The organism is Sphaerisporangium siamense, from assembly GCF_014205275.1.
Lineage (GTDB): Bacteria > Actinomycetota > Actinomycetes > Streptosporangiales > Streptosporangiaceae > Sphaerisporangium > Sphaerisporangium siamense.
Window position 1 is genome coordinate 4,785,332 of sequence record NZ_JACHND010000001.1, and the last position, 24,197, is coordinate 4,809,528.

A 24,197-nucleotide genomic window follows, 5' to 3' on the forward strand; every position below is an offset into this window, starting at 1 on the left:
GGAGAACCTTGCTCGTCGAGCTGATCGCCAGCACTCGATTCGACGCCGTCACCTTCCAGGAAGCCACCGGCTTCCAGAGCGAGCCCTGGACTCCCTCGGCTGACCTCCTGGCCGAGGCCGCCGGCCGCCAGTGCTACGAAGCCTGGGAGCGGAAGAACCCCGCCACCGCGACGAACCGCGGCTACCTCGCGAACATCATCGACCACCAGCACTTCTCGGTGCTGGAGCATGCGAGTGCGACCTTCCTCGTCCATGGTGTCAGCCGGTCCTTGCTGGCCGAGCTGACGAGGCACAGGCACCTGTCCTTCTCCGTCGAGTCCCAGCGCTACGTGGACCAGACCGGCCGAGAGCCGGCCGTCCCGCCCGCCCTGCGGGGGACCGACATGGAGGGGGACCTGCACGCCTTCCACGCCGAGGCGGTCGATCTGTACGTACAGGTCCGGAACGCACTGGCCGAGCAGGGCGTACCTCGCAAGCAGGCTCGCGAGGCAGCGCGGGCGTTCCTTCTCAACGCCCAGCCCGTGAACCTCATCGTCACCGGCAACCTGCGCGCCTGGCGCGAGGTGCTGACGAAGAGGTACCACGTCGCTGCCGACGCTGAGATCCGCGAGCTGGCGGACGAAATCCTCACGCACCTTCGCTGCATCGCCCCCAGCACTTTCCAGGACTTCGGCGACGTCATCGGCAACGAGGAGATTCGCCGTGCGGCCTGAACACCTCGACAAGCTCCGAAAGGACCCCATGGACAACTTCATCAAGATGGCCGCCAACGTCTTCGTCCTCCTGCTCATCCTCCTGGGCTACTCGCTGATGCTGGCCGGCATCGCCGCTCTCATCCGGACGGTCTTCTCATGAACTTCTACTTCTTCAGCCCCACCTGCGGCCCATGCAAGCAGATCTCCCCGAAGGTCGACGCCGCGATCAAGGCCGGGGCCCACATCCAGAAGGTCGACGCCAGCACCGACCACGGGCGTTACCTCGCCCGGCTGTTCGGCGTGAGCGCCACGCCGGCCTACGTGAAGCACGACTTCAGTGTCCTCGTCGGTAACGAGGTGGCGAAGGAGTTCGAGTGAGGCAGCTCAACGACATCATCCAGCTCCTCTACTGCGCGGTGATCGTCGCCGCCGCATGGGGCCTCGCGAAGTTCCTCGGCCTTGCCTAGCCCCGACTACTGCTACTCCTGCGGGCGGGACGAACCGGTCCCGCCCTCGGGGGTCTACATCATCTGCATCGAGTGCGGCCACGTCTACGAGACCGCCGACGATCTCCTCCACCTCTACAACGAGCAGATCATCGCCGAGAACAGGGCCCACCCCGAGTGGGCCATGCCCCTGGCGATCGACCCGGACAACATCGGCTGCTGCGCCCTCTGCCTGCACGACCTCTAGGACGGCTCATGAAGATTCGCACCATCCACCTGGACGACGAGGGACTGCCGAGCAGCCTCAAGCTGACCATGACCGTCGCCGAGGCAGCCTTCCTCACCAGGGTCATCGGCCGGATGAACGTCAACGAGATCACGCACGTCGGGATGACTCAGGAGTCGTACGGCGAGCTGGCGGGCCTGTTCAACCGCTTCTACGACGGCGGGGTCCACGACTTCCCGACCCCGGCCCCGCACGAGGGGATCTAGGTGACCTGGACCTGGCAGGACTGCATGCCGCCCTGGACCGACCTGGACGACCCGGACTACCCCGGCTCGCCCTGCATGCCAGAGGAGCTGGCCTGGGACGAGAAGCCGATCTACGGCTGCGAGGTCATGTGTCTCACCTGCGGCGCCAAGGACCGCACCCGCCCCTGGTGGATGTGGCTCGACCAACCGAAGGCCCTGTTGGCGTGAACACGCCAGCCCCGACGTCTGGAGACCCTGCTGGACGACTACATAGAGGTCTGCAAGATCAGTGACAAGTTCCCCCGACTCGTCTACACCGGCCGAGGTCGTCCCGGCTGGGACACCTACTTCCTCGGAATCACTAGAGCAGTATCTCTCCGTGGTGACTGCTCACGTCGCCGAGTTGGAGCTGTCCTGGTTCGGTGGGACAGGCGTATTGCCTCCACCGGGTACAACGGCGTCCCTCCTGGCGCCCTCGGATGCCTGGAAGGCCCGTGTGAGCGCGTATCAAGAGCGCTACAGGGCGATGTTCTCTGCCCTGGCTACAGCGATTGCCGAAGCGTCCACGCTGAGGCCAACGCCCTGCTCTACGCCTCCAAGGACGACTGCGCCGGCTCAACCCTCTACATCACCGACGAACCCTGCACGAGCTGCCTGAAGCTGATCCGCGGTGCCGGTGTGGCCCGCATCGTCACCCCGAACGGAGAGCTGTCTTGAGCGATACCAAGACCCCCACCTTCCGCCCCATCCCGGAGCTGCCCGAGCCGTCCCCGGGCTCGGTCGTGCTCGACAGCGTTGGCGATGCGTGGCAGCACCGCTGGGACGGCTGGCACTGCGCGATCGACGGGGACGAGTTCAGCGAGTTCACCTGGGAGCGCCTTCAGAGCTTCTGCGGCCCGACCACCCTCATCCACGAGGCCAGCGACGAGGAGACCGAATGAGCAACTGCCCGACCTGCGGCCAGGACGTCCTCGACCCCGAGCCGGCCGAGGGCACCGTCCTCATCGACCGGGACGACGACGCCTGGCAGCACCGCGAAGGTCTGGGATGGTACTGCGTCGAGCGCGGAACCGACCTGGAGAAGGTCACCTGGAAGTCGCTGAACGAGGAGTACGGACCCCTGAGGGTCGTTTACAGGCCCTAATGACGAGAGAAGCCCCCGCCCCCACGGCGGGGGCTTTTCGTCGTTTCAGGGGCAATGCAGAGCCCCCGGCGCGGAGACGACCGGGGGCCTTGTGCTGTGACCTATCTCTATGCCTATGAGTCACATGCCGGACTGCATCGCTCGATAGACCACCTTCTTTCTTCTAAGTCGGGGGGACGGGAGGATTTGAACCTCCGAGGCCCCCCAGCCGAACGGCTATAGGCTCCCAACTCCTCGGTCCTGAGAAGTGGTGTGAACGATGGGTGCCAGCCGACCGGCCGGAGTTGACGACCCTTCTTCCGGTTATTCGTCCCCCATGGGTGGGAAAGAGCGACGGCGCAGGTAGTGGGGAATCTCCCCCGCCCCGATGCGAGGGAAGTACATCCACGCCGCCGCCCGCTCATGGGGCCGGCCTACTGGGGCCGGCGCTGCGCGCGATCCTGCGTGACGCTCTCCCTGAGCGTCCGCCTAGCTCGCTGAACTGTCTCCCGCATGGCGCTCCCGTAGGAGAATCCAGCGTCCGGCGAGGGCCGCTGCCGAGGGCAGGCGAGCGTCCGCTGCGGGAGCCGCTTGTAGGGCACCTCGAACCAGATCGTCCGCTCAGTGCGGGCATCACAGATGCCCCACTGCTGAGCGGTGCTCCTCACGATCCTGAGCCCTCGGCCGCTCTCGGCCAGAGGGTCGTTGAACATCCGGGGAAAGTTCTCGCCGCCCGCGTCCGTGACATCCACGTGAATCAGATCTCCACAATCAGCGAGAGCGAGTGTGATCCGGCCGCCAGCGCGCGAATCGGAGTGCAGCGAAGAGTTCGTCACAAGCTCGGAAGCCAACAACGTCACATCATCCAGGGCTGGGTGGTCCTTTCCGAGCGTCGCCCTGACATAGTCACGAGCGGCCTTCGGCGCTTCTCTGGACCCGACTAGATGAGTTACGCCTAATAGGCTTCCTGTCCGCATGCGCTCGCCTTTTCGCTCGGCCGCAGGGCTGCGTGTCCCTGGGGGATTCGCCTTTCTAGATTGGCGACAGCGGTCTACCATCGGTAGCAGAATCGACGCACTACCTCACGACAGTTCGGTGAGGATCTTGTGAGGTGGGCGGAAACTCCCCTAAGGACCGGATGGTGGGGCTTTGTCCCGAAGCAACGAGATAGATCCACATGAGTCCCCACGTGCGCTTTTCGCCTTCGAGCTGCGCAGGCACCGGACCTCCGCACACCTCACACAAAGGCAGCTCGCCCAGCGAATAGGGTTCTCCGAGTCCATGGTCGCCATGGTTGAGTCCATGAAGCGCGTCCCCACCGAGCGCTTCGCCCAGCTCTGCGACGAGGCCCTTGGGCTTGACGGGGCCATGGCCCGTCTGTTCATGGCCACGAAGTGGCAGACGGCGCCGGAGTACTTCCGGCCGTGGCTGGAGGAGGAGCAGGACGCCACGGGCCTTCGCAGTTGGGAACCGAACCTCATCCCCGGCCTGCTCCAGACGGAACCGTACGCCCGAGAGATGTTCGCCACGGCACCCGGCATCACCACCGAAGAGGTCGAGGAACGACTGGCCGGCCGGATGCGGCGACAGTCCATACTCAACCGGGACAAGCCCCCCATGATCGGCATCGTCATGGATGAGGCCGTGCTTCATCGGCGGATTGGTGGGGCGGAAGTCATGCGGGCACAGCTACAGTTCATGCTCGAAGTCGCCCAGCACCCCAAAGTGACTCTTCAGATCGTTCCCTACGAGGCTGAGGCACACTGCGGGTTGATCGGCGGATTCATCATTGCGGAGAAGAACGGGGCGCCGTATGCCGCCTACGCGGACGCGCAGCCCGTTGGGCGCACGCTGGATGACCGCGAGGTAATCACGCAGCTAGCAGCCCGGTATGACGTGATCAGGGCCGAGGCCCTACCGTTCAAGCAATCGGTCAAGCTCATCAAGGAAGTGGTGAACCAACGTGACTGGTGACCTTCGGAGCGCCTGCTGGCGCAAGAGCACCTTCAGTGGTGACACAGGTAACTGTGTGGAGGTCGCGTCCAACCTGCCCGGCCTTCGCGCCGTTCGGGACAGCAAGGTCCCGGCCGGCCCCGCCCTGGCCGTCTCGCCGGCCGAGTGGTCGGCCTTCGTGACCGGCCTCAAGGACGGCACGCTCAACGCCTGATCCCAGCCCCTCCGACAGCACCACAGCCCCCGCCCCCGTGGCGGGGGCTTTTTGATCTTCCTCGAAATAGGTTGGTACGATCGAAATTCGGCTTGACCGGCTTCTTTCTTCCTGAGGCCCCGAGGGAGTGGACATGGCAACGAGAACCATTACCGTATGCGACTGGCACAAGGGAGGGAAGGTCGAGGCGGTCCACCACAACACGTGGACCAACCTCCGCGGCGAGCCGAAGCAGAACGACCTGTGCGACGAGCACCAGCAAGAGTTCGTGCGGGCCTGGGACTGCATCGAGCAGGGCTCATCCTCGCTCGCCACCGTCTCCGGGTCGTCCAGGCGTGCTGGCAACTCCCGCAAGGCGAACCCTGCCCGCACCAGTGGGCCGAGCGAGTCCGCTCTGATCCGGGCGTGGGCCCGGTCGGTGGGGGAGGAGGTGAGCGAGCACGGCCGAGTGTCCTTCACGGTGGAGCGCAAGTGGAAACAGGCCGGTCGCCCGAACGTCCTAGCGAACTCACAAGTTACGGACCAGGGAAAACGGGGACGATTGTGACAGAATCGGGGGATTGGACACAGATGGTGTAAGAGGGACACAGAGGACGCGATGGAAGTCGAGACTCGGAGAGTGGTTACGCCGTCACACGTGGGCCCCCGGGACCCGTTCCACCCCACCACGGAGGTGGAGGTGATCTTGACACACTCTTCGGGAGTTGAAGTCGTCAGACAGGGCTACGAGGGCGGCTACCTCTACGAATACAAGATCCCGGACGGGGTCCCCCTGGACAAGGAGGTGTCCTACTACCTGCTCCCGCCCTTCCGAGGGCAGTTCGCACGCTCCTGGTACGAGGAAGGAGCCAACTTTTTCTCTGTTTGGCTCCAAACGGAAGACATAGACGCCGTCGTTCGAGCCAAGAGCCTCCTGCCGGAGGTCGGAATCGCGTTTTCCGAGTGTGAGCTGGTCATCGAGGGCGACCGTTACCGGGTCGAACGTCAGAAATACCACGGCGGATGGTGCTACTACGTCACCATCGAGTTCGGCCGGCCGTGGCCGAGCCTGTACTTCTACCCCGAGATGGCTCCCACGAGGGAGGCTCCGGTCATCGGGGTAGAGGTCGACGAGACCTGGTTCACCTCGACCTTCTGGGTGACCGACGACAAGGTCCCTTGACCCCTTCATGGGGACCGTTCCACCTGTGGGCCGGCGGCCAGAGCTTCCCCCCGCCGGCCCGGACGCCGACTCAGGCGCCCAAGTTTCGGGGTCGCCGGCTAGGCCGCGCCCAACCCCCGTGAAGCAGCCCGCGGACTGGCCTCGATAGGCCGTCTGAGCGGGCATTTTGCCGTTCCGGGGACTTCTTTCTTCTCTCTGCGCCGCGGCGCAGTTGGCCGATCACAGCGAGTTCCCAGACTTGTACTTCGGCGGAGGAGGCAGGACCCTCGGGCTTGCGCGCAGGCGTATGTATGCACCCCCCCACCCCCGCCTGACCAGGCGCAACGCGCCGCCTCGCGCCGCCCGCTCAGCGAGAAGAAAGAACTCACATCTGCGCAGGTCAGCGCCTTCTTTCTTCTTTCTCGCGCCCGCCTCATCACGCCCTCACTCTCTGTAGTTCGCGCAGCTCACGCCCCCTTTCGCCCGCCTCACCTCGCCCGCTCTGCCCCGCCCTGTCCCGCTGTGCGCGCCTCGCCCCGCTGTGCGCGCTGTGCCCTGTCTTGCCCCGCTCTGTCCGCTTTGCCCCGCTCCGCCCCGCTCGCCCCCCTCGACCTGGGGGGAACGCGCGCGCGAGGGAGGCGGCGTTCCCGCAGGTCAGCCGCGAGTTTCCGCTCCCCGCTTGCCAACTGCCAACCTCCTGTGCCAAGCTACTGCCACGCCGCAGGGCGGCCCGCCCACCAGGGCGGACGCCAGCGGCACCCCGGCCCCACAGCCGGGGGGTTGCGGAAGCTGCCAACCTCCTGTACGGTGGGGACCACGCCGAACCGGGCGGCCAGCGACGAACCTGCCAGAGCGCGGGGGAGCTGGCCGAACGCCCGACCAGGCGAGGCCCCTGCCGAGACGCAAGAGCTTGGCAAGGGACGCAAGAGCTTGGTAACATCGCTCCACAAGCCCGCCCCACTGGGGGCGGCAGGGCGGGACCTCCCGCCCGGTGACTCTCCGAGCCTCCCGAGTGTGACGGGGGGCGACGGTAGGCCCGCGACTCAAGCGGGCCGCTCGGAAGCGCCACTTGAGAACTTAAGAGCCCGGACCACCGGGCGGGACGCTGCGCCCAAGGCGCGCGACGGAGCACTCCCCGTGCTAGCTGGCTCGACCAGCCGGGAAGGGAGCCAGCCGAGTCGTGCCACCTGGGAGGCGGCTAACGCACCGGGGGACGGGCCGGAGATTGAGCCTGACTCAACGGTTTGTATCGGAAGTCGGCAATCCCGGGAGCACGACACGCGCCCCCCATTGCGGGAAATGCGGTCACTCTGAGGGCTGAACTCGATTTAGGTCTGCGGCTACGTGCCACCTGCGCAGCGAGTGAAGTCCGGGCCCGGGGGCGTCTGCAACGCGGTCCGAAAGGTGGCCGCCTGCCCGCTCTGCGGACAAGAGGGGAAACGGGCCTCGCGAGGGGCCTGTGGTAACGGCAAGAGATCTCGCACCGCTTCGGCGGTGGCCACGGGGCCCGCACATGGGGTGCGGACCCTCTGGTCACAACCGGGAGGTAGACATGCTGCGCAAGCTGGCAGCGGGGATCGGCCTGGCGGCCGTCACCGTGATGGGTCTGGCAGCCACCACGGGCACCGCGAACGCGGTTCCCACCAAGCCCGCCAAGCCGAAGGTCGCCTACGCGGCCCACGGCAAGGTCAAGCAGGAAGCCTACTGGGCACTCAGCTACAACCACCCCGGCGTGATCCTCTGCGTCACGAAGGGGGACAAGGCCGAGGCCGTCTACAAGGTCCAGAAGTACGCGAAGGCCCACCGGAAGCTGGGCTACTACTGGGGCGGCCGGGCCGCGAAGAAGTACGACCGGCTCTGCAAGGGGTGAACGCCCCCCACCGCTTCGGCGGTGGCCTCGGGATCGCATCTCCGGATGCGGTCCTCAGGCCACAACCAGGAGTGACGGACTCGCCGGCCGCGGCCCCAAGGGGGGAGTGGGTCGGCAGGCAGGGAGCATCAGGTGATCGACTTCAGCTACGGCGCCTACCCCTCGGGGTTGACCGACCTGGCCATGATCGACGGCAGCGGAGAAGTCCGGGGCAGGACCGTCTGGATGGGCAGCTACCACGCTGCCTTCGCGGTCTACGGCGACAAGATGCGCTTCGTCGGCACGGCCGAGGGCAAGCACACCGCCTTCGCCAAGATCGAGCTGTGGTACGCGGCTCAGGAGAACTACCACGCGGCCTTCGCCGCCTAGGAGGATTCGATGTCCAGCTTCTACGTCACCGGGGTCAACTGGTTCCCCGAGAAGTACGTCGAGGTCGCCGGGTTTGAGTACGTGCTGAAGTGGAGCGACGGGGGAGAGCGTGGGCTTTCCCGCAAGGAGGCCGCCCGCTACTTCCGGATGGCGCGGGAGATATCCGGATACACGGACGTGTTCTCGATCGAGCGTCGCTGGGTTTCGGAAGTGCTCCCCGTCTGCACCTGGTGCGGTTCGCGTCCCCAGGTGCTCGATTGGGACATCGACGGCCCCTACTACTCGTCGAGCTGCGACTCTGACCAGTGCAGAGGTGCGTACGGGGTTTAGCCCGGCCCCTTTTTTAGCCGGATACAAGAGGTTGGTAGAAAGAAGGTTGGAAACCATGTGCAAGCAGGTCGAGCGGAAATGCGGCTGCAAGCTCAAGGTCAATGACTACAGGGATTTCCAGACCGTGGCCGAGGTCGATAAGTGGTGCTACGTCGCCACGCAAATGGTGTCCAAGCTGGCTCGGGTGCGCGGAAAGCGCAGGCTCGCAGCGGAAGTCATGGACGAGATCAACGCGCACGTTCTGTTCGCCTGAAAAGGCGGTCCCTGGCCCGCATATGCGGGGGCAGCGCTTCAAACGCGACTGGGGACACTTCTTTCTTCTCGCACACAACCCAAGGAGTGACGTTTGAAACCACGCTGTTCCGCGTGTGGCGTGATGTCCGTGAAGAACACGGGTGACATGTGCTCCGACTGTCGGAAGCAGGTTCAAAAGGGAACCGGCAACCTGCTCAAGGACCTGGGAAAGGGTCGGAAGTGAAGAACGAGGCGTTCGCGATCCTGATTGACGGCGGGATCATCACCGAGGATGTGCTGTTCAAGGCGCTCTGGGATGGCAGCACGATCGGGCTACACGGCCCTTGGGAGGGCTCGGATTACTCGGGCGACGACCTCAACGAGTCCAACCAGCGTTCACTCGCTCGGGACTACCCGGATTTGCTACGCGGGTACAGCCGGAGTTTCGGGCACTGCGAATACGGGCTCGAAATCGACCCCCGCGAGTTCGGCAAGTGGGCAAACCGTGAGGCCGCCGTGGATCTGGCGAAACTGCTCTCGGGCCTCAAGAACGACTGGCCGGTGTACGACGAGCAGGACAACTCGGCCTTGATCCAAGAGCGGGCCGAGGAGGCGTGGGGGAACTACCTGCGCATGGACCTCACGCGAGAGGTGGGGGACCAGCTCGGGGCTGGCGTCTGCCTTGATGATCTCGAAGAGAAGTTCTGGGAACTGCTCTCGGATCACGAGATCTGGCCTGAGGCCGAGGGACACCGCGACGTCATCTTTCCAGGCATCCGAGATGAGCCGTTCATTCGGGACCTAGCCAAGGCCGCGATCGAGGACGGCGGGCTAGACCCCTGGACTATCCGCGAACTGACGGATACGGGCTACGCGATCGTCGGCGAATGGATGGCTCAGGACTTCCGCGTCCCCGATAACCAGCTCGCTCTCTTCTAGCAGTCGGCCCTAGGCATGCCCGTTGAGGGCATGAGTAAGCGCTTCAAATGCGACCTAGGGCACCTACTCCGGATTCAATCCCCCGTGCAAGAAAGGCTTTGTCGTGCCCATCGACATACGGCCTGACGCGGTTAATCGCGACGGCTACGTGCGAAATGTGATGACGGTTTGGTCGCAGGCTACGCCTGACCAACTGGGTCGCGGAATGAACTGGTACCGCACCGCTAACCAGCTCGCCGAGATGATTTCCGGCGGGAATGTGGCTGCGGGTGCAGGCGTTCTCGCTGCCCTGTCCGCGAATAAGTCGTGGGGCGAGAATGTGAAACTCGCTACCCGCGCATTCACCTCCGGTGAGCCGTCCGGGCACGTCGGGGACGCGATTCGGAAGGCTGCCCGAATTATGTCGGGCGAGGCTCCGGAATCGGTTCTGCCCATGGATTCCAAGACCGGGCATTTCTACCGGTGCATTCTCGACCCCACCGACCCGCATGCAATTTGCATCGACCGGCACGCACACGACATTGCCGTGGGTGTGCGATTCGGGAATCAGGATCGCGGTCTTGGGGCCGCAGGTCGATACGCGCTTCTGGCAGGCATCTACCGCGAGGCTGCATTCCTCCTCGGGACCATTCCTCAGATTGTCCAGGCCGTGACCTGGGTCGTCTGGATCGAAAGTAAGGGGAACTGAAATGACCTGCGAGATATTCCTGTGCCAGGAAGACGCGACGCACAAGGTTCGGGTGAAAGTCCCCGGTCTGCCCATTTCGCTCTCATGTCTGCTCTGCGAGGGACACGCGACCGGCGGACTCAACGTCGAAGGACGAATCATCGAATGTGAGGCGATGGCGTGAATCCCGTCGATGTTCTGAGGATCGTCCTCGAACGGCTGAAGGACTTCGTCTTCGTGGACGTGGACTTCGGAATGCAGGCGAAGTGCGCAACCTGTGGAGCCGTGATCTACGGCCTTGAAGATGGCGACTGGCTCGAATGCGTCGTCTCTAAGGCATTCGAGCACAACTGCAAGCAATCGGAGAGCGCGTGAAGGTTTGGCGAGTAGCGCACGAGTCGGCCACGTGCGCCGGATTCCCCTCCGGACCTTATGTATCCCGAGGGCTTCCCTACGAGATTCAGGAAAGCCTCTTCAAGATGACGGTCGCCCATTCGTGGGTTGACTCGCATCCGACGCCGAGCCTTGACCCCCTGCTGAATGGGGTTGACCACGCCGAGCGCTGCGGCTTCGGCTCGCGGGAGGCGCTTTACCAGTGGTTCGACGGCTACACCAGCCTCCTACATGAATGCGGATTCCGCGAATACGTCTACGAAGTGCCCGACGCAGATGTCCGAGTTGGCCAGGTCGGGCAGGCAGTCTTCTCCTCGCTCTCGGCCTCGGAGGTTTCCGTCACCGAGCTGGCGCACGCGAACTGATCGGAAGGTTGGGCCTGGCGGCCTTCGGGCCGCCTTACCGAGCACTTCCGCTCACATCCAGAAAGGTTCGGCAATGCTTCTTACTGCTACCGCTGGCCGGTCCACCATCAGCATTCACTTCTGGAACCTGGCCGAGTACGTCGGCGGGAACCTGGTCGGCGACTGGGTTGACCTTGACGAGTGCGTGGACTTCGAGGACTTCCAGCGCAAGGTGATGGAGGCCACCAAGAACGCCGAGGAACTGATCCTCGGTGACTACGAAAGCGAGTTCGGGGTGGACCTCGGATTCGGCGAGTACCCGAATCTCGACACGGTGTGGGAGCTGCACACCAAGCTCTCTGAGATCGACGAGGACGACCGCGACGCGTTCGCTGACTATCTCGCCTACCACGGCGGCGTTTCGTACCTGGAAAGCGCTCTGAGCGAGTGGCAGGACCGCTACTGCGGCCGGTGGAACTCACTTGAGGACTACGCCCTCGACTTCGCGTCGGACGTGTACTCCGAGTTCTTCAAGAACGTCCCGCCCGGGTTCATGGTCGAGGTGGACACGGCGGCCTGGGAATGCGACCACTGGATCTCGGACAACGGCCACGTGTTCCGCTGCTTCTGAAAGGACCGGCGCATGTGCCTGCTGTGCGGTGACGACTTCTGCGACTTGTGCCGCCACCCACTTGAGGACTGGGTGCAGAAAGAGGGCGGCACGATCTGCGGGATGTGCCAGCTATTCATCCTGCTGAACTTCTCGGGCTTGCGTAGGCCCTGAGGCCATCTGGGAGTGGGGGCAGGCCCCGGCCGGCGTCTGCCCTCTCTCCGAGACTACCTCGGCTCTTACTCAACGAAAGGACTCGCCGCCATGTGCAAGAACAGCGGTGGGGAAGTGGCGTCGGACATCGATTCGGCGCTCTCCGGTCTGTGTCGCCTATTCGCCCGGCTTGGGCTGGCCTGACATGGACGGATTCGACTGCTGCGACAAGCGGAGCTGTCCCGGCACCTGCGACTACTGCGGATTCAGCCTGTGCCCCGAAGCGATGGACGTCGATCGGTGCGACTGCCCAGAGAGGAAGTACGAAATGAGCATGTCTGAGAACGAGCAGGGATTCGACGAGCACAACTTCGCCGCGATTGATCGCGGCATCCAGTTTCGCGGCCTCTACACCGCCGAGGGTCACGGAGACCCCGACTGCCAGGTCACCACGGCCACCGATCTGATCGCCGACCAGCTTCGGTCCTTGCCCGAGGACGAATGGCTTCGCATCCTCAAGTCCGCGCTGACGCACGCACACGAGGAAATCCACGGATGGGGGACGGCCGAGGGTCTGTCCCTGTACGTCGAGGGTCTGGTGACGGCCGATGTCTGAGATCCGACACGTCATCAAGCTCACGGTTCGCGAGGTCGTCGAGTACGAAATCCGCCTGGACGTGGACGACCTGGAGGACTTCCCCGAGGAAATCCTGAAGAACCGTCAGGAACTCCAGGGCTGGTTGATCGACAACGAAGACGTCTACGTGGACGAGATCTGCGATGACAACTTCGTCGGGTGCGAAGACCGGGAAATCACCGAGATCAAGGTTCTGCGGTACAAGAGGAAGAAGGCGGCGTGAAGAACCCCCACGCGAAGACTTACACCGTCACCATCTCGGGTCGAGAGCGCGAGGACGGCGAGAAGCCGTTCACGTGGGTCGTGGACGCGGGCAGCGAGTTCCTGGCCGGATGCAAGGCGCTGGGATTCCATTCGGACGACCAGGACGAGGACTTCGAGAACCTGGAGATCGAAGAGATCTTCGAGGGCGTTCCGGACCCGAATTGTGGCTACTACTGGAACGACATGCGGAATGGAGCTGTGCGGCGATGAAGGTCCACTCCTACGTCTGCGACTGGTTCGCGCCCTACGAAGACGGCACTCCGGTGATCCTCGTCATCACCCTTCCCGAGGGTGTGGCGCTGAAGGGCTTCGACAATCACCCGGAACTCTGGAAGGCGTTCTACGACGAGTACGCCGATGGTTGGGAGATCGATGAAGACGGCTACGTGAGCGACTACATCTACGAGGTCTGCTGCCTGGAAGTGGACGTCACGCCGTTCCTGGCGGAAGGCTCCGCGCATCCGGTTTACGTCACCATCGGCGAATAGCGGCTGGGCCTGGGGCCCTTCGGGGCCCCTTACCGAACCTCTATCCCCGCTTCAATCCCCATCCAACGAGAGGCGATGCATGCTGCCCATTTCCGACGAGGACCGCAAGGACTACCCCTACATCATCGGCTACTGCCACTTCATCGGATCGCTCGACACCTGGACGGCTTACCAGGTGCAGCTCGCCCGCCAGTTCGGCGCACCGCGTACGGCCTTCCGGATCTGGATTGAGCCGGTGAACGGCGCGCTGCGCGTCCGTACCCCTGACGTCTGCTCGGCCGAGTTCCGGGAGCGGCTGGCCGCGCACATGCGCAGGCACGGCCTGGACTGCCACGAGCTGGACAACGCCGCCGCGTAGCGGCTGGGGAGGGGGCATCCGGCCGGCCGCTGGGTGCCCTCTACCGAGCTTCTACGCCCCACTTTCTTCTTACTGCTCTGGAGGAGCTTGGCGTGAGCATGCCCACGAACAAGATGCCCGAGCCGGATGTGGCGATGTTCACCGGCCCGATCGGCAAGATGGTCAACGAGCTGGACCCCTACACCGAGGGATCGAAGGTCGGTGTCCTGGCCACTCTGCTGGCCGGGTTCAGCGCCGCCGTGGGCAATCTGCCCGGTGTCGGCACGGGCAAGGGGTCGATGCCCCTGAGCTTCTGGCCGGTCCTGGTCGGGCCCACGGGTGTGGGCCGCAAGGGCACGGCGACCGGCATTGCCATGAAGGTGCTGGTCGAGGGGCTGGCCACCTTCGGGGTCAACAACGTGGTCTACGGCTGCCCCGCGACGGGCCTCGGCTTCGCCGGGGAGCTGTCCGAGCGTGCGATCCGCAACGTTGCCGCCCCGGTGCTGTTCATCGAGGAGGAGATGGACACGTTCATCTCGAACTCGAAGCGGGATACGAAGGTCGGCACCTACCTGCGCAAGGCGTGGGACGGGGCCACGATCACCCACAAGACCAGCCAGTTGGACCTGGTCATCATGAAGCCCCACGTCGCGATCGTCGGCCACATCCAGCCGAAGAACTGGGGTGCGATCAGCGGGTCCAAGGACGCGACCGGTGGCACCTACAACCGGTTCTTCCCGGTCTGGGTCATGCAGAGCAAGAAGCTCCCGGTGTTCGCCACGCCGAACCCCGAGGAGCTGATCAAGAAGCTCGGGAACCGCTTCCGGTCGATGGTGAACTTCGCGCAGGAGGTCACCGAACTCACCGTCCCGGACGACGTGGCGCTCGTCTTCGAGAACAAGCACCGCGAGATCTGCGACGCGCTCACGACCGGCAACGAGGAGCTTGGCCAGTACACCGAGCGGGCCATGGCGTACATGATCCGGATCGCCGGTCTGTACTGCCTGGCCGACAAGCGCACCGAGCTGGCGCTTACGGACTTCGACGCGGCCTTGGCCCTGGTTCAGTACATGGTCGAGACGGTCACGTACACGCTGCCCGAGGCCGAGGCGGACGGGAACGACATCCCGGCTCGGATCGTGGCCTTCATCCGCGAGGCCGGGGAGCAGGGTGTGACCTCCACCGAGGTTGCCCGCAAGTTCCAGCGGGTCCGTGCGGCCGAGATCCGCGCGATCGTGGACGGCTCCGAGCGGATCAAGACGACCAAGCTGCGGTCCGAGGGCGGACGTCCCGCAACCCTCTTCACCTGGCTTGAGGACTCGGAACAGACCGCTGACGGGCTGGCCGTCGTCGCCTGAGGTACCCGAACACCCCTGATCGTGCGCGGGCCTGCGGGCTCGTGCGCGGTCAAGGCCGTTCGGCCGCCTACTCACACCGCTGGCGTGGACACGCCAAGAGAGGAGACAGCCATGCCCGACGCCGGGAGCCGGATCATCGCGGCTCTGGAGGCCATGTGGAAGGACGTCCAGGCACGGCATGACGAAGTGCCGAACGTCGTCCTCATCACCGGCACGGCCACCCAGGGCAAGCGGATGCGCTGGGGCCACCACTGGCCCGAGCGTTGGCAGCTCGCCGAGAGCACGGGTGCGACCGCTGAGATGTTCATCGCCGGGGAACTGCTGGCGCAGGGCGCGGCCCGGGTGCTCCAGACGATGCTCCACGAGGGCTCGCATTCGCTGGCGGACATCCGGGGGATCAAGGACACCTCCCGCTCGGGCAACCGGTACCACAACGCGAAGTTCGCGGCCCTGGCCAGGGAGATGGGCCTGGAGCCCCCGGAGACGCCGTCCTCGGCGCTCGGGTACTCGGCTTGCACCATCACCGAGGCGACGGTCCAGGAGTACGCCGAGACCATCCGGGCCCTGGACGAGGCCAAGGTTGGCCACCTCCGGGCGGTGCTCCCGGAGCCCGCAGTGAAGGGGGCCGCCCGCGCCGGCCAGCGGGTGCCGGTGGCATGCGGCTGTGTCCCCGCTCGGAAGATCCAGATCACTCCCAAGCAGATCGAGCAAGGCGCGCTCATGTGCGGCGTGTGCGGCGACGTTTTCTCGCCGGTCAACCAGTAAGAGGAGGAAGTAGATGGGTGGCTGCGGCACGTCCCTTGAGGGGACGGCGATCTTCGAGGTGTACGAGAACGGCGTCCAGGTCCACGAGTACGACTGGTGGGTCCGGAACTACATCACGGTCCAGCAGGGTGTGGCCGAGAGGCGGTACACGCCTGAGCAGGCCGACTGGTCCGGGGCGAACTTCCACATCAAGCGGGCCGGGGCCCCGTTCCTGGATCAGGTCGAGATGGAGCGGGAGGAGTTGGCGGACGGCAAGGTCCGCGTGTCCTGGACCACGTGGGACTACTACGAGGACGGGGAGGTGGCCTACACGATCGAGGGCAAGCCGCTGGAGTTCACCTACGACCCGTACGGGGGTCTGACCCGCTACACGCTCACGCTCGTCCATCGCGAGTCCGCTGACGACCCGATTCCGGAGAGCTGGAACGGGGTGTTTTTCGGCCTTCCGGATTGCCCGCTGGGATGGCGAGAGCTGACCAATGAGCTGGTGGACTGGATCAACAAGCACACCCTAGACGCGGGGGTCAGTGGGGATCTGCTGGTGACGCCGTACGGCGCGGACCCTGGCGTGTCGGACCCCATCGCCACGCGAGAGTTCGCGGTTCGGAAGACCAGCTAGTGCCGGTTCTAGTGGCCGCGACAGGCTTGCGTCCTGCCGCGGCCCTGCTAGATCAAATGAGAGGGCGGGCCCTCCCACTCACCGGCCCGATTCGTCGTTCAACGAGTCGGCCCCTTCGGCAACGAAGCATAGCCGTTAGGCGCTGATCAAAATGCTGATCCGGAAAGATAGCTCGGCTCACACCTACGAGGCAGACGGGCTCGCCTGGAAGCGGGACATCCCCGTCGATCGCAAGGGGGCCCGGGTTCGCTTCTTCGAGAGCGAAGACCGGGACATCGAGGGGGCCGGGACGGTCACCTTCACCCTTGCCGGAGGCTCGGGCCGCTGGTTCGTCCAGCGGTCCCACTTCGGCAACAGCCCGGACCCGCACCGCACCCGCTACTTCCAGAATCGGAAGCTCGCCATGAAGTGCTTCGAGCACCTGGCGTACGATTAATCCCCAAGGCCGGGTTGCGGCCGGTATGAGTTCTTCATTCCGCCTGCGCACCTAATGCGAGGGTTGTAACCTCGTGTCGCACTTAGCGACACGGAGGAAACGTCTTGAAGCTGCTCACCAAAGTCCTCATCGTCACGCAAACCGTGACCCTCGCCGTCCTCGTCTTCGCTCTGATGAAGGCGTATGGGCCGCCCAGCGAGGAGGAGATGAAAAAGAGCAGGTTCTACGCAGAGGGCAAGAGCTACGGACTCCTGATTCGCAACCCGGCCAACAGCGCCGCCTTCAAGACCTGCACGGAAGCGCTGGAGTACGCGCCCAAGCACGACTGGAAGGGGGATCTGACGAACGTCACCGACGACGACAAGGAAGCCTTCCTCGCAGGTTGTAAGGCCCAGTTGGTGGGCTCATAGCCCCCACTGCACGACAAGCCCCGAGCCAGCCGGCCGGCCGGGGCTTTTTCATGCCCAGAAGGAGGACTCATTCTCTGTGACTTCTGCGGGCTGAAGGGCCACCCGCCCGTGTGGTCCTTCGCCCAGCGAAGAGGGTTCACCGTCATCACCCCGTTGGGTGCCCACCGCTTCGAGGAGCCCTGGGCCTGCTGCGAGGTGTGCAAGCCGATGGTGGTCAAGCGGCAGCTCCACATGCTCCTCCAGCGCGCCCAGCGGCGGCTGGTCCACGAGGAGCTGCTGAACGGGCCCGAGCTGAGGTACCAGCGGGCCTTCCTCAAGAAGGTGTTCAAGACCGCGTTCGAGGCGGGTCTGAAGCCCCCCGTGCCCCTCAACGACAGCAAGCAGGAGGAGACCGCTGATGGTGAGTAAGAAGGCCGAGGAGCTGGCCCCGGGCGACGACATCGTTCTGTGGGCCAGCCTCGGGGGTGAGATCACCGCCGTGGTGAAGGAGGTCCACGTCTACGACAAGCTCGGCGTGGTCGAGTTCACGGTGGAAGAGATCGAGTGGGCCGACCTGTCGGCGCCCATCGGCACGGAAGTCGATCTGGCGAGCGAGTGACCCTCTGAAACGACGAAAGGCCCCCGGTCCGAAGACCGGGGGCTCGTTGTTCAGCCGGGCACAGCGCCCGTGATGGATTCGGCCTCCCAGTAGAAGGGGTAGGCCGCCTCGGAGAAGATGGTGCCAGCGGTGGCTCCGGCGCAGACGATGACGAAACGCACCCTGCCGTTGTCGAGGTCTCCCGCCGTCACCCAGAAGCCCTTGCTGTAGCCCGTGGTCCGGAAGGTGCCGGCCGATGGGTACAACGTCGGGTCGCCTTCGGCGGCCGGGGTCGGTTCCCCGTTGGACAGGTAGCGGACAGGCGTCGACCCGACGATGACGGCCAGGTCGAGGTAGGTTCCGCCGCTGGCCAGGTTCAGCATCGCCGAGAGGTCGATGGACACCCAGTCGCCCTCTTGGGCGGCGATGGAGATCTCGTAGTTCGGGACGACGGTCCAGTTCCCCGCGCCCGCCCCTGGGATAGGGCTGGCACTACCGGAAGTGATGTAGGCGCTCGTCTTGCGAACGACGACGCTGCCGCCACCTCCGCTGCCCGGATCGCCCGGGTCGCCCTTGGGTCCCTGCGGGCCGACGAGGGAGGCCAGCCACTCGGTCTCGGTGCCCTCGAAGCCGTGGGCCACGGCCAGCTCATACGCGGTTGCGCCGTCAACGCCGTCCACGCCGTCAGCCCCGGTGAAGCCCCGAGGCCCCTGCTCTCCGGGCTCGCCGAGGTCTCCCTTCGGGCCCTGAGCGCCATCGGCCCCGGGCGGTCCCTGGATTCCCTGGGCTCCCGGCTCTCCGGGGTCGCCCTTCGGACCCTGGATGCCTTGCGGGCCGGGGTCTCCGTCCGCGCCGGGCTGCCCAGGTGCCCCATCAGCTCCAGCCGGACCGGGCAGCCCATCGGCGCCTGCGGGGCCCTGCGGTCCTTCGGGTCCCCGGGGGCCTTCGGGTCCACGCTCCCCGGCTGGACCGCGCTCGCCAGCGGGCCCGGGTTCACCGGGTGCGCCGGCCGGGCCCTTGAGGGACGCGAGCCATTGAGCTTCGGTCCCGGTGAAGCCTCCCTGCACGGCGACCTCGTAGGCGCTGTAGCCTCGGTCGCCCTTCGGGCCGGCACCTACGCCCACGGGCAGGTATCCGACCTCCACGGTCTCGATGTCGTCGGCGAACTCGAAGCTCAGCGCTCCATCGCTGGCGATCTCGATGACGTCACTCACCGGTCGTCACCTCCGCAGAGACGGAGAAGTTGCCCTGGAGGAGCCGGGTGACGTCCTCGTTGGGGAAGACCACTTCGAGGTCGTAGACACCCTGGAGGACCGTCCAGGCCGAGGAGACGGCAGCGGGTATGTAGATCAGAATCGTCCCGGCCGTACCGCCGAGCGTGATGCCGCCGTTGGTGGTGTCGAGCCGGTGCAGTAGCGCGCCTCCGGCAGCCGTGCGGATCTCCATGCGGGCCGTGGCCCCGGTGAGGTCCATAGGTTCGCCGTTGCGGAGCCAGCGCAGGGGCCGACGCACGGTCGAGCCCTGGTCCATCTTGAAGCGGTAGGTTCCCGCCACTCTCAACCCTTCCTATGAATGAAGAAAGACCCTCGCCCCGAAGGGCGAGGGTCGAGTTCTTTCTTCTTGCTGCGGGTCACTCGGCGGTGTTGGACTCCGCGGTCTTGTCGTTGTGGAGGAACGAGATGACGGCGGTGAGGACGGCCTGGCCGAGGGCCAGGGCCAGAAGCTTCCAGTCGATCTCGGCGTTGAGCTGGACGGCGGCGAGCACCGTGCCGACCGAGACCAGGACAGAGGCCAGGAGCCCCTGGAAACCGGTCCGCTTGGCCCGGTAGATGGCGTTCGCAACGTTGGTGATCTTCACGTCTCCTGCTTCCTCGTTCTCTTCGAGAAGGTGGTCGTCGAACTCGTATGGCTGGTAGGCGGGCTGGTTGGCGGTGGTGTCCGCAGGCGCGTACAGGTGGTCGTAGGGGCCGGGGGTCGCGCTGGCGACCAGCACGTCCGCCGGTACGGGGACCGGCTCTGGGGCGGGCCCGGCCTTCTGCCGGTCCATGAGGGCCTGCAAGCTGGCCTGAAGCTCGTTCACATCCACGAGGGGATCTCCTTACAGGCTGAGGGCCTTGCGGGTCTGGGGTCCGATCTGGCCGGTGAGGTCGAGCTGGCGCCGGGCCTGGAGGTCCATGACCGCCACCTGCGTGGGGGCGTCGAAGTACGTGCCGGGCGTGATGTAGGTGTAGCCAGCGGCGATGAGCTTGGCCTTGGCCGCCTTCACGTCGTCGCCGACGTCCTTGAGCTTGAGGGTGCGAGGCTCGGGAGCCTTCGCCGGAGGCTTGGCGGGAGCCTTGGCGGGCTCCTTCTTCAGGGGGCCTGCCGCGAGCGCCTTCCAGGTGTCGGGGCCCACGACGCCGTCAGGCATGAGCTTGTGATTGCTCTGGAAGACCTGCACCGCGTGCTCGGTGGAGGGGCCGAAGTCGGCATCGACGTCGAGCTTCCAGTCGAAGGCGTTCAGCATGTTCTGGACGGCCTTGACCTCGGCTCCGCGGTCGCCTCGGCGCACCAGGTGTCCCGGGTAGGACTTGCCGTCCCAGGGCTTTTCAGGGGCCTCTGAGGCGTCCGCGTAGCGGGGTCGGACGTAGCCGATGATCCGGGCGTTGCCTCGGGTGATGGTCTTGCGGTAGCAGCCGTCCCCATTGCCCTCGATGCCGTCGCCGGCCGATCCGGAGGTGTTGCCTCCGATGGTCGTGATCGAGGAGGTCGAGACCTTCTCCACCAGCTCGACGTGGTAGATGCCGGCCCGCGTGCCGTTGGACGAGTACAGCACCAGGTCTCCGACCTTCGGGGTGGAGTACCAGCGCTTGTTCGTCTTGGCCCAGTCGTACTGAGCGAGGGTCGACGGGGTGTGCGGGTAGTCGGTGCCTGCCTTCAGCCCGGCGGCCTTGCACCATATCGAGGTCGCGGCGGCGCACCACGGGTAGCCGTAGCCCCCGCCCGGGTAGCCGGGGATCTTCCCGAACTCGCGGGTGATGGGCACGAGGTTGGAGCCGGCCGGGTTCTCCCGCATGCCCAGGTCCGCCCGAGCTTCCGCGATCACCTTGGCTGCGGTGGTCATTGAGCCTCCAAACGAAGAGGCCCCGCCGAGTGGCAGGGCCCTTCTTCTTTCTTCTCTCTCACCGGTCTATGGGCCGGACTTGCGGAGCTGGCCGCGATCAGGAGGTGAACAGTTGGATGGCGCCGAAGATCGCGCCGACGATGCTGACCAGGACGGTCACGAAGGTGAGGATCAGCCGGGTACGGTCCTTGAGCTGGTCGTTGGTCACGGCGTTCTTGTCCACCTCGACGAGCCGGCCTTCCAGCTCGTCCACCCGGCCGACGAGCTTGACGTGCTCGCCGTCCTGCTGGTCGAGACGCAGCAGGATCAAGGCGTTCTGGCCGTTGGTCTTCTCGAACCCCACCTCGACTAACCGCTGAAGCTTCTCCAGGGAGAGCGCGAGGTAGGGATCGGTGTTGTCGCTCATGGGATCTCGTCCTCAGAACAGGGGGACGGGGCCCCAGCCGTTGACCTTGGTGGGGATCGTGAACACGATGTTGTCCACCCAGACCAGGTTTCGCCCGGCGTCCTGCGAGACGTCCTTGCGGTAGACGATGCGGAGCTGGGTTTGCCCCGTCACATCGATCGCGGGTGACTGGGCCCAGGGGGTGAATCCGCTTCGAGTGAAGCTGGAGGAGCTGCTGGAGCCCACGAAGACCATCAGGTTGTCTGCTGTCTCGCAGTCGGTCATGCCCCAGAGCCGGACGGATGTGGCACCCGGCGGGATGGTGATGGTGCAGGTGAAGTCCTGGTTGTTGATGCCAGAGGTGTTCGGAGCCTGCAACGAGTAGTTCCCGCTCTGGCTCTCCGTCGTCGAGCGGAACCAGGTCTTGCCCGAGGCTCCGAAGTTGATGGGGAAGGCGTAGTTGCTGTCCTCGAAGTCCTCGACGATGTCTGCCATCAGCGGACCACCACCTGGACGACGAGGTTGGAGCCCGAGACGGTCGCGCCGATGGTGTCCACATCGACCGTCAGGTATTCGCCATCCGCGACCGTGGACGTGGCGAACGTGGTCGTCTTGATGGTGTTGGTGCTCACCGCGATGGCGGGCTGGGCGCCCGAGCTGGCGAAGATGGACGTGCCGTTCTTATTCACGTCGATCCGGATGCCGTTGGTCCCGCCCGTGGGCGCGGTGCCCACCGTGGCGCGTACGGCCAAGACCGTCCAGGCGTTGCCCGAGTCGTTGTAGATGCGGAACGTCCCGGCCCCGACCGTCACCGAACCCGAGATCGAGTAGGTCAGCGTGATGGGCCCGGCGGCCGGCTCAGCCTCGATGTCGGTCACACGGGTCTGGAGGTCGGCCACGGCGGCGGCTAGCGCCCCGTCGTTGTTGAAGACCTGCGAGGCGGGCACCCACTCACCGGCCTGGCCCACGACGATGAAGTTGTTTGTCGTGTCCACGCCAAGTTCCCCGTCTCGGGGAGCCGGGTCCAGGAACGGGACATCGCCCCGGATCGGACGGACGTGCATACCGGCGAACCAGCGGCGGTCGATCGGGGCGGCCGTCAGGCCGGTGCCGTTGGTGATGCCGAGCTGGACGAGCGGGATCTCCTCGCCCGGGGTCTCCAGGGCGAGGGTCTGGCCCGTCATGTCGATGGCGTTCTTGAGCTGGACGAACTGGAAGCCGGCCCCGTTGCGGTCCAGGCGCAGCGTCACCACGTCCTGGCGGGTGTTGTCCCCGGCCCAGACCGAACCGGTGATGTCCAGGTCGAACGTCTTGGGGAACTTCAGCTCGTAGAAGTGACCGGCGATGCTCGCGACGCCGGGCTGGATCTCGATCTGAGTTGCGCTGATCCGCGTGGCGTACAGGCCGCGGTTGCCCGTGGACGGGACAGAGCCCGTCTCGGGGTAGCCGACGACGCCGGAGACCTGCCACGTGCTGGCCATCGTCTCCCAGGAGTGCTCATCGACGACCTGGCCTGGACCGGTGGCGAAGGGCCAGCCGTGCTCGGTGGTGGAGGGGATAGGCGTGGTCAAGGGGACTCCTTAGCGAAGGGGGCGGTGCCAGGTGACTTCACGGGGTTCAGACCACTCGGAGGTCTGGCCGTTGAGACTGCTCCGGGCCCGATAGGAGATCACCTTGTAGTCGTGCTCCGGGTCCTGCTGCTTGTCGTAGACGCGGGTGTGCCACTGCCCGGTGGGGCCGGTCGAGACGGCCAAGGGCAGGTAGTAGGTGGTTCCCCACTCGGTGACGTGTTCGACGTCGAAGTGCATGACGCTGCCTGGCCAGCCGGTGCCCCACAGGTCCATCCAGGACGAGCCGGGCTGGTTGTGGTTGACCGGGCCGGTGATGACGGGCGGTTCGTAGGTGCCCGGCACGGGCGGCACAGGGCCGGCCACCATGTCGAAGTACGCCAGCTTGGCCAGCGACTCCTGGTAGTTGCGGAATCGCCGGACCCGGATGGCCCACTGCGATCCCACGGGGAAGTCCTGGGCGTTGGTCTCGATGGAGACGTACCAGGCGCCGTCATCGTCGGGGCTGATCAGGCCGCCCTCGACACCCGCCGGCTCCCACTGGTCTGTGGTCCCTCGGGGAGAGATCTCCACCAGCACCCACTCGCTGCCATCGGTGGCAAGCGGGGTGCTGAGCGTGTTGCTCTGGACGTACACGGTCTCGCCGGGGACGAACTGGGAAGCCGGTCCAGTGGGCGGAATCCCTCCACCGCCGCCGGGCGACATGGCCTGCACCACGTACCAGAGGAACGGGACCTCCGACGCCCAGTACCCCGCCCACAGCTCGGCCTTGATGAGGTGCTTGCTGCCGTCGCCGGGGATGGTGATGCGCCGGGTCAGCGTCTCACCCGAGTTCACCACGATGTCGGCACCGGCCGGCTTGCCGTCCACCACCAGGCGGCAGGTGTACGGCGAGGACGCCGTGTTGCCCCGGGTGATCTCCACGTCCACGAACGTCTCGCGGCTCTGGCTGTTCTGTGTCTGCCCGAGCACGCGGGCCTTGAGCACCCCTGGGCAGTTGGAGGCCAGCTCGACCGGAACGGTCGATCCCTCAGGCGTTCCGAGGAGGCCGCGGTCCACGTACTGGACCTCATGGGAACGGCCATCATTGGGGATGTGGACCCACGACTCGGGGAAGCTGTCGTCGCCCTGCGGCCATACCCCCAGGGTCGCGGCGGTGTAGCCGTCGATCAGGATCTCGACGTTGTGCCGGCTCTCCACCCCGGCGAACGTCCAATACCTGGTGGAGGCGATGGCGTAGGCGCCTGCGACGTCGCACGTCGTCTCAGGTACGACAGTGATGTGGCCGAAGCTCACGA

The 24,197-nt window shown here is 65.5% G+C and carries 43 protein-coding genes; 34 read left to right on the forward strand and 9 right to left on the reverse strand.

Annotation, left to right across the window (positions count from 1 at the left end; translation table 11 throughout):
• Positions 1-8: 8 nt before the first annotated feature.
• The 9 genes from thyX to BJ982_RS22155 all read left to right on the forward strand — a co-directional run bounded on the left by thyX (position 9) and on the right by BJ982_RS22155 (position 2,756).
• Positions 9-713 (forward strand): FAD-dependent thymidylate synthase, encoded by a 705-nt coding sequence (gene thyX / locus BJ982_RS22115; protein ID WP_184882973.1) that lies wholly within the window; start codon positions 9-11, stop codon positions 711-713.
• On the forward strand, positions 703-855 hold the full coding sequence (locus tag BJ982_RS22120; protein WP_184882975.1) for a hypothetical protein: 153 nt from the start codon (positions 703-705) through the stop codon (positions 853-855). The genes thyX and BJ982_RS22120 overlap by 11 nt, the downstream gene beginning before the upstream one ends.
• Positions 852-1,073 (forward strand): thioredoxin family protein, encoded by a 222-nt coding sequence (locus tag BJ982_RS22125; protein WP_184882978.1) that lies wholly within the window; start codon positions 852-854, stop codon positions 1,071-1,073. The genes BJ982_RS22120 and BJ982_RS22125 overlap by 4 nt, the downstream gene beginning before the upstream one ends.
• An 81-nt stretch (positions 1,074-1,154) precedes the next feature.
• A complete protein-coding gene (locus BJ982_RS22130; RefSeq protein WP_184882980.1) occupies positions 1,155-1,388 on the forward strand; it encodes a hypothetical protein in 234 nt (77 codons plus the stop codon).
• A gap of 8 nt (positions 1,389-1,396) precedes the next feature.
• The gene (locus BJ982_RS22135; protein ID WP_184882982.1) at positions 1,397-1,633 is read left to right on the forward strand and encodes a hypothetical protein; all 237 of its coding nucleotides are present in this window, start codon (positions 1,397-1,399) and stop codon (positions 1,631-1,633) included.
• Entirely contained in the window at positions 1,634-1,840 is a 207-nt protein-coding gene (locus tag BJ982_RS22140) for a hypothetical protein (protein WP_184882984.1), read from the forward strand.
• 57 nt (positions 1,841-1,897) lie between these two features.
• Positions 1,898-2,329, forward strand: a complete 432-nt coding sequence (locus BJ982_RS40955; RefSeq protein ID WP_184889152.1) for a deoxycytidylate deaminase — start codon at positions 1,898-1,900, stop codon at positions 2,327-2,329.
• Complete coding sequence (locus tag BJ982_RS22150; RefSeq protein ID WP_184882986.1) at positions 2,326-2,553, forward strand: hypothetical protein; 228 nt, start codon at positions 2,326-2,328, stop codon at positions 2,551-2,553. Before BJ982_RS40955 ends, BJ982_RS22150 begins: the two co-directional genes overlap by 4 nt.
• Positions 2,550-2,756, forward strand: a complete 207-nt coding sequence (locus tag BJ982_RS22155; RefSeq protein WP_184882988.1) for a hypothetical protein — start codon at positions 2,550-2,552, stop codon at positions 2,754-2,756. The genes BJ982_RS22150 and BJ982_RS22155 overlap by 4 nt, the downstream gene beginning before the upstream one ends.
• Before the next feature lie 413 nt (positions 2,757-3,169).
• On the opposite strand, the gene BJ982_RS40960 is transcribed toward BJ982_RS22155, so the two are convergent.
• The gene (locus BJ982_RS40960) at positions 3,170-3,793 is read right to left on the reverse strand and encodes an ATP-binding protein (RefSeq protein ID WP_376697700.1); all 624 of its coding nucleotides are present in this window, start codon (positions 3,791-3,793) and stop codon (positions 3,170-3,172) included.
• Positions 3,794-3,884: 91 nt separating this feature from the next.
• Here BJ982_RS40960 and BJ982_RS22160 point away from each other — a divergent pair, with 91 nt between their 5' ends.
• The 25 genes from BJ982_RS22160 to BJ982_RS22280 all read left to right on the forward strand — a co-directional run bounded on the left by BJ982_RS22160 (position 3,885) and on the right by BJ982_RS22280 (position 17,864).
• Positions 3,885-4,709, forward strand: a complete 825-nt coding sequence (locus BJ982_RS22160) for a helix-turn-helix domain-containing protein (RefSeq protein WP_184882990.1) — start codon at positions 3,885-3,887, stop codon at positions 4,707-4,709.
• Positions 4,699-4,902, forward strand: coding sequence for a DUF397 domain-containing protein (locus BJ982_RS22165; RefSeq protein ID WP_184882992.1), 204 nt, complete (start codon positions 4,699-4,701; stop codon positions 4,900-4,902). Before BJ982_RS22160 ends, BJ982_RS22165 begins: the two co-directional genes overlap by 11 nt.
• A gap of 133 nt (positions 4,903-5,035) precedes the next feature.
• Complete coding sequence (locus tag BJ982_RS22170; RefSeq protein WP_184882994.1) at positions 5,036-5,449, forward strand: Lsr2 family DNA-binding protein; 414 nt, start codon at positions 5,036-5,038, stop codon at positions 5,447-5,449.
• 51 nt (positions 5,450-5,500) lie between these two features.
• Positions 5,501-6,064, forward strand: a complete 564-nt coding sequence (locus tag BJ982_RS22175; RefSeq protein WP_184882996.1) for a hypothetical protein — start codon at positions 5,501-5,503, stop codon at positions 6,062-6,064.
• 1,531 nt (positions 6,065-7,595) lie between these two features.
• Positions 7,596-7,913 carry a hypothetical protein gene (locus BJ982_RS22180; protein ID WP_184882998.1) on the forward strand — a complete coding sequence of 106 codons (318 nt, stop codon included), beginning with the start codon at positions 7,596-7,598 and terminating at the stop codon, positions 7,911-7,913.
• A gap of 132 nt (positions 7,914-8,045) precedes the next feature.
• Positions 8,046-8,282 carry a hypothetical protein gene (locus BJ982_RS22185; protein WP_184883000.1) on the forward strand — a complete coding sequence of 79 codons (237 nt, stop codon included), beginning with the start codon at positions 8,046-8,048 and terminating at the stop codon, positions 8,280-8,282.
• Between the two features lie 9 nt (positions 8,283-8,291).
• Positions 8,292-8,612, forward strand: a complete 321-nt coding sequence (locus BJ982_RS22190) for a hypothetical protein (RefSeq protein WP_184883002.1) — start codon at positions 8,292-8,294, stop codon at positions 8,610-8,612.
• 55 nt (positions 8,613-8,667) lie between these two features.
• On the forward strand, positions 8,668-8,865 hold the full coding sequence (locus BJ982_RS22195) for a hypothetical protein (RefSeq protein ID WP_184883004.1): 198 nt from the start codon (positions 8,668-8,670) through the stop codon (positions 8,863-8,865).
• 221 nt (positions 8,866-9,086) lie between these two features.
• Positions 9,087-9,785: a hypothetical protein gene (locus tag BJ982_RS22200; protein WP_184883006.1), complete on the forward strand. Its 699-nt coding sequence runs from the start codon at positions 9,087-9,089 to the stop codon at positions 9,783-9,785.
• Between the two features lie 103 nt (positions 9,786-9,888).
• Positions 9,889-10,473: a DUF7178 family protein gene (locus BJ982_RS38580; RefSeq protein ID WP_203958908.1), complete on the forward strand. Its 585-nt coding sequence runs from the start codon at positions 9,889-9,891 to the stop codon at positions 10,471-10,473.
• 159 nt (positions 10,474-10,632) lie between these two features.
• On the forward strand, positions 10,633-10,827 hold the full coding sequence (locus BJ982_RS22210) for a hypothetical protein (protein WP_184883008.1): 195 nt from the start codon (positions 10,633-10,635) through the stop codon (positions 10,825-10,827).
• Positions 10,824-11,210 (forward strand): hypothetical protein, encoded by a 387-nt coding sequence (locus tag BJ982_RS22215; RefSeq protein WP_184883011.1) that lies wholly within the window; start codon positions 10,824-10,826, stop codon positions 11,208-11,210. Before BJ982_RS22210 ends, BJ982_RS22215 begins: the two co-directional genes overlap by 4 nt.
• 73 nt (positions 11,211-11,283) lie before the next feature.
• Entirely contained in the window at positions 11,284-11,820 is a 537-nt protein-coding gene (locus tag BJ982_RS22220) for an antirestriction protein ArdA (protein ID WP_184883013.1), read from the forward strand.
• Positions 11,821-12,157: 337 nt separating this feature from the next.
• Positions 12,158-12,568: a hypothetical protein gene (locus BJ982_RS22225; protein WP_184883015.1), complete on the forward strand. Its 411-nt coding sequence runs from the start codon at positions 12,158-12,160 to the stop codon at positions 12,566-12,568.
• Positions 12,561-12,812, forward strand: coding sequence for a hypothetical protein (locus tag BJ982_RS22230; RefSeq protein WP_184883017.1), 252 nt, complete (start codon positions 12,561-12,563; stop codon positions 12,810-12,812). Before BJ982_RS22225 ends, BJ982_RS22230 begins: the two co-directional genes overlap by 8 nt.
• Positions 12,809-13,063: a hypothetical protein gene (locus BJ982_RS22235; protein WP_184883019.1), complete on the forward strand. Its 255-nt coding sequence runs from the start codon at positions 12,809-12,811 to the stop codon at positions 13,061-13,063. Before BJ982_RS22230 ends, BJ982_RS22235 begins: the two co-directional genes overlap by 4 nt.
• Positions 13,060-13,341: a hypothetical protein gene (locus BJ982_RS22240; RefSeq protein ID WP_184883021.1), complete on the forward strand. Its 282-nt coding sequence runs from the start codon at positions 13,060-13,062 to the stop codon at positions 13,339-13,341. The genes BJ982_RS22235 and BJ982_RS22240 overlap by 4 nt, the downstream gene beginning before the upstream one ends.
• Positions 13,342-13,420: 79 nt before the next feature.
• On the forward strand, positions 13,421-13,699 hold the full coding sequence (locus BJ982_RS22245) for a hypothetical protein (protein ID WP_184883023.1): 279 nt from the start codon (positions 13,421-13,423) through the stop codon (positions 13,697-13,699).
• Between the two features lie 98 nt (positions 13,700-13,797).
• Positions 13,798-15,036 (forward strand): DUF3987 domain-containing protein, encoded by a 1,239-nt coding sequence (locus tag BJ982_RS22250; RefSeq protein WP_239122829.1) that lies wholly within the window; start codon positions 13,798-13,800, stop codon positions 15,034-15,036.
• Positions 15,037-15,147: 111 nt separating this feature from the next.
• Complete coding sequence (locus BJ982_RS22255; protein ID WP_184883027.1) at positions 15,148-15,801, forward strand: hypothetical protein; 654 nt, start codon at positions 15,148-15,150, stop codon at positions 15,799-15,801.
• Between the two features lie 13 nt (positions 15,802-15,814).
• Entirely contained in the window at positions 15,815-16,420 is a 606-nt protein-coding gene (locus tag BJ982_RS22260; protein ID WP_184883029.1) for a hypothetical protein, read from the forward strand.
• A gap of 151 nt (positions 16,421-16,571) precedes the next feature.
• Complete coding sequence (locus BJ982_RS22265) at positions 16,572-16,856, forward strand: hypothetical protein (RefSeq protein WP_184883031.1); 285 nt, start codon at positions 16,572-16,574, stop codon at positions 16,854-16,856.
• 104 nt (positions 16,857-16,960) lie between these two features.
• Positions 16,961-17,266 (forward strand): hypothetical protein, encoded by a 306-nt coding sequence (locus BJ982_RS22270; protein WP_184883033.1) that lies wholly within the window; start codon positions 16,961-16,963, stop codon positions 17,264-17,266.
• A 108-nt stretch (positions 17,267-17,374) separates the two neighbouring features.
• Entirely contained in the window at positions 17,375-17,674 is a 300-nt protein-coding gene (locus BJ982_RS22275) for a hypothetical protein (protein ID WP_184883035.1), read from the forward strand.
• Positions 17,664-17,864: a hypothetical protein gene (locus tag BJ982_RS22280; RefSeq protein ID WP_184883038.1), complete on the forward strand. Its 201-nt coding sequence runs from the start codon at positions 17,664-17,666 to the stop codon at positions 17,862-17,864. The genes BJ982_RS22275 and BJ982_RS22280 overlap by 11 nt, the downstream gene beginning before the upstream one ends.
• A gap of 50 nt (positions 17,865-17,914) precedes the next feature.
• On the opposite strand, the gene BJ982_RS22285 is transcribed toward BJ982_RS22280, so the two are convergent.
• The 8 genes from BJ982_RS22285 to BJ982_RS22320 all read right to left on the reverse strand — a co-directional run bounded on the left by BJ982_RS22285 (position 17,915) and on the right by BJ982_RS22320 (position 24,195).
• A complete protein-coding gene (locus BJ982_RS22285; protein WP_184883040.1) occupies positions 17,915-19,057 on the reverse strand; it encodes a collagen-like domain-containing protein in 1,143 nt (380 codons plus the stop codon).
• On the reverse strand, positions 19,050-19,397 hold the full coding sequence (locus BJ982_RS22290; protein WP_203958906.1) for a hypothetical protein: 348 nt from the start codon (positions 19,395-19,397) through the stop codon (positions 19,050-19,052). The genes BJ982_RS22285 and BJ982_RS22290 overlap by 8 nt, the downstream gene beginning before the upstream one ends.
• Positions 19,398-19,473: 76 nt before the next feature.
• Positions 19,474-19,929, reverse strand: a complete 456-nt coding sequence (locus tag BJ982_RS22295; protein WP_184883042.1) for a hypothetical protein — start codon at positions 19,927-19,929, stop codon at positions 19,474-19,476.
• A 12-nt stretch (positions 19,930-19,941) separates the two neighbouring features.
• Entirely contained in the window at positions 19,942-20,946 is a 1,005-nt protein-coding gene (locus tag BJ982_RS22300; RefSeq protein ID WP_184883044.1) for a peptidoglycan-binding protein, read from the reverse strand.
• 97 nt (positions 20,947-21,043) lie between these two features.
• Positions 21,044-21,352 carry a hypothetical protein gene (locus tag BJ982_RS22305; RefSeq protein ID WP_184883046.1) on the reverse strand — a complete coding sequence of 103 codons (309 nt, stop codon included), beginning with the start codon at positions 21,350-21,352 and terminating at the stop codon, positions 21,044-21,046.
• A gap of 12 nt (positions 21,353-21,364) precedes the next feature.
• The gene (locus BJ982_RS22310; protein ID WP_184883048.1) at positions 21,365-21,826 is read right to left on the reverse strand and encodes a hypothetical protein; all 462 of its coding nucleotides are present in this window, start codon (positions 21,824-21,826) and stop codon (positions 21,365-21,367) included.
• Positions 21,826-22,902, reverse strand: a complete 1,077-nt coding sequence (locus tag BJ982_RS22315) for a hypothetical protein (RefSeq protein ID WP_184883051.1) — start codon at positions 22,900-22,902, stop codon at positions 21,826-21,828. Before BJ982_RS22315 ends, BJ982_RS22310 begins: the two co-directional genes overlap by 1 nt.
• A 9-nt stretch (positions 22,903-22,911) precedes the next feature.
• Positions 22,912-24,195 carry a hypothetical protein gene (locus BJ982_RS22320; RefSeq protein WP_184883053.1) on the reverse strand — a complete coding sequence of 428 codons (1,284 nt, stop codon included), beginning with the start codon at positions 24,193-24,195 and terminating at the stop codon, positions 22,912-22,914.
• Between the last annotated feature and the right edge of the window lie 2 nt (positions 24,196-24,197).

What these genes read in the sequence shown, in the direction of transcription:
- BJ982_RS22245 (WP_184883023.1), top strand. Translation starts at nt 13,421, where the DNA reads ATGCTGCCCATTTCCGACGAGGACCGCAAGGACTACCCCTACATCATC.
- BJ982_RS22250 (WP_239122829.1), top strand. Translation starts at nt 13,798, where the DNA reads ATGCCCACGAACAAGATGCCCGAGCCGGATGTGGCGATGTTCACCGGC.
- BJ982_RS22220 (WP_184883013.1), top strand. Translation starts at nt 11,284, where the DNA reads ATGCTTCTTACTGCTACCGCTGGCCGGTCCACCATCAGCATTCACTTC.
- BJ982_RS22265 (WP_184883031.1), top strand. Translation starts at nt 16,572, where the DNA reads ATGCTGATCCGGAAAGATAGCTCGGCTCACACCTACGAGGCAGACGGG.
- BJ982_RS22125 (WP_184882978.1), top strand. Translation starts at nt 852, where the DNA reads ATGAACTTCTACTTCTTCAGCCCCACCTGCGGCCCATGCAAGCAGATC.
- BJ982_RS22190 (WP_184883002.1), top strand. Translation starts at nt 8,292, where the DNA reads ATGTCCAGCTTCTACGTCACCGGGGTCAACTGGTTCCCCGAGAAGTAC.
- BJ982_RS22260 (WP_184883029.1), top strand. Translation starts at nt 15,815, where the DNA reads ATGGGTGGCTGCGGCACGTCCCTTGAGGGGACGGCGATCTTCGAGGTG.
- BJ982_RS40960 (WP_376697700.1), bottom strand. Translation starts at nt 3,793, where the DNA reads ATGGTAGACCGCTGTCGCCAATCTAGAAAGGCGAATCCCCCAGGGACA.
- BJ982_RS22195 (WP_184883004.1), top strand. Translation starts at nt 8,668, where the DNA reads ATGTGCAAGCAGGTCGAGCGGAAATGCGGCTGCAAGCTCAAGGTCAAT.
- BJ982_RS22175 (WP_184882996.1), top strand. Translation starts at nt 5,501, where the DNA reads ATGGAAGTCGAGACTCGGAGAGTGGTTACGCCGTCACACGTGGGCCCC.
- BJ982_RS22300 (WP_184883044.1), bottom strand. Translation starts at nt 20,946, where the DNA reads ATGACCACCGCAGCCAAGGTGATCGCGGAAGCTCGGGCGGACCTGGGC.
- BJ982_RS22230 (WP_184883017.1), top strand. Translation starts at nt 12,561, where the DNA reads ATGTCTGAGATCCGACACGTCATCAAGCTCACGGTTCGCGAGGTCGTC.
- BJ982_RS22170 (WP_184882994.1), top strand. Translation starts at nt 5,036, where the DNA reads ATGGCAACGAGAACCATTACCGTATGCGACTGGCACAAGGGAGGGAAG.
- BJ982_RS22280 (WP_184883038.1), top strand. Translation starts at nt 17,664, where the DNA reads ATGGTGAGTAAGAAGGCCGAGGAGCTGGCCCCGGGCGACGACATCGTT.
- BJ982_RS22225 (WP_184883015.1), top strand. Translation starts at nt 12,158, where the DNA reads ATGGACGGATTCGACTGCTGCGACAAGCGGAGCTGTCCCGGCACCTGC.
- BJ982_RS22310 (WP_184883048.1), bottom strand. Translation starts at nt 21,826, where the DNA reads ATGGCAGACATCGTCGAGGACTTCGAGGACAGCAACTACGCCTTCCCC.
- BJ982_RS22180 (WP_184882998.1), top strand. Translation starts at nt 7,596, where the DNA reads ATGCTGCGCAAGCTGGCAGCGGGGATCGGCCTGGCGGCCGTCACCGTG.
- BJ982_RS22305 (WP_184883046.1), bottom strand. Translation starts at nt 21,352, where the DNA reads ATGAGCGACAACACCGATCCCTACCTCGCGCTCTCCCTGGAGAAGCTT.
- BJ982_RS22135 (WP_184882982.1), top strand. Translation starts at nt 1,397, where the DNA reads ATGAAGATTCGCACCATCCACCTGGACGACGAGGGACTGCCGAGCAGC.
- BJ982_RS22255 (WP_184883027.1), top strand. Translation starts at nt 15,148, where the DNA reads ATGCCCGACGCCGGGAGCCGGATCATCGCGGCTCTGGAGGCCATGTGG.
- BJ982_RS22155 (WP_184882988.1), top strand. Translation starts at nt 2,550, where the DNA reads ATGAGCAACTGCCCGACCTGCGGCCAGGACGTCCTCGACCCCGAGCCG.
- BJ982_RS22240 (WP_184883021.1), top strand. Translation starts at nt 13,060, where the DNA reads ATGAAGGTCCACTCCTACGTCTGCGACTGGTTCGCGCCCTACGAAGAC.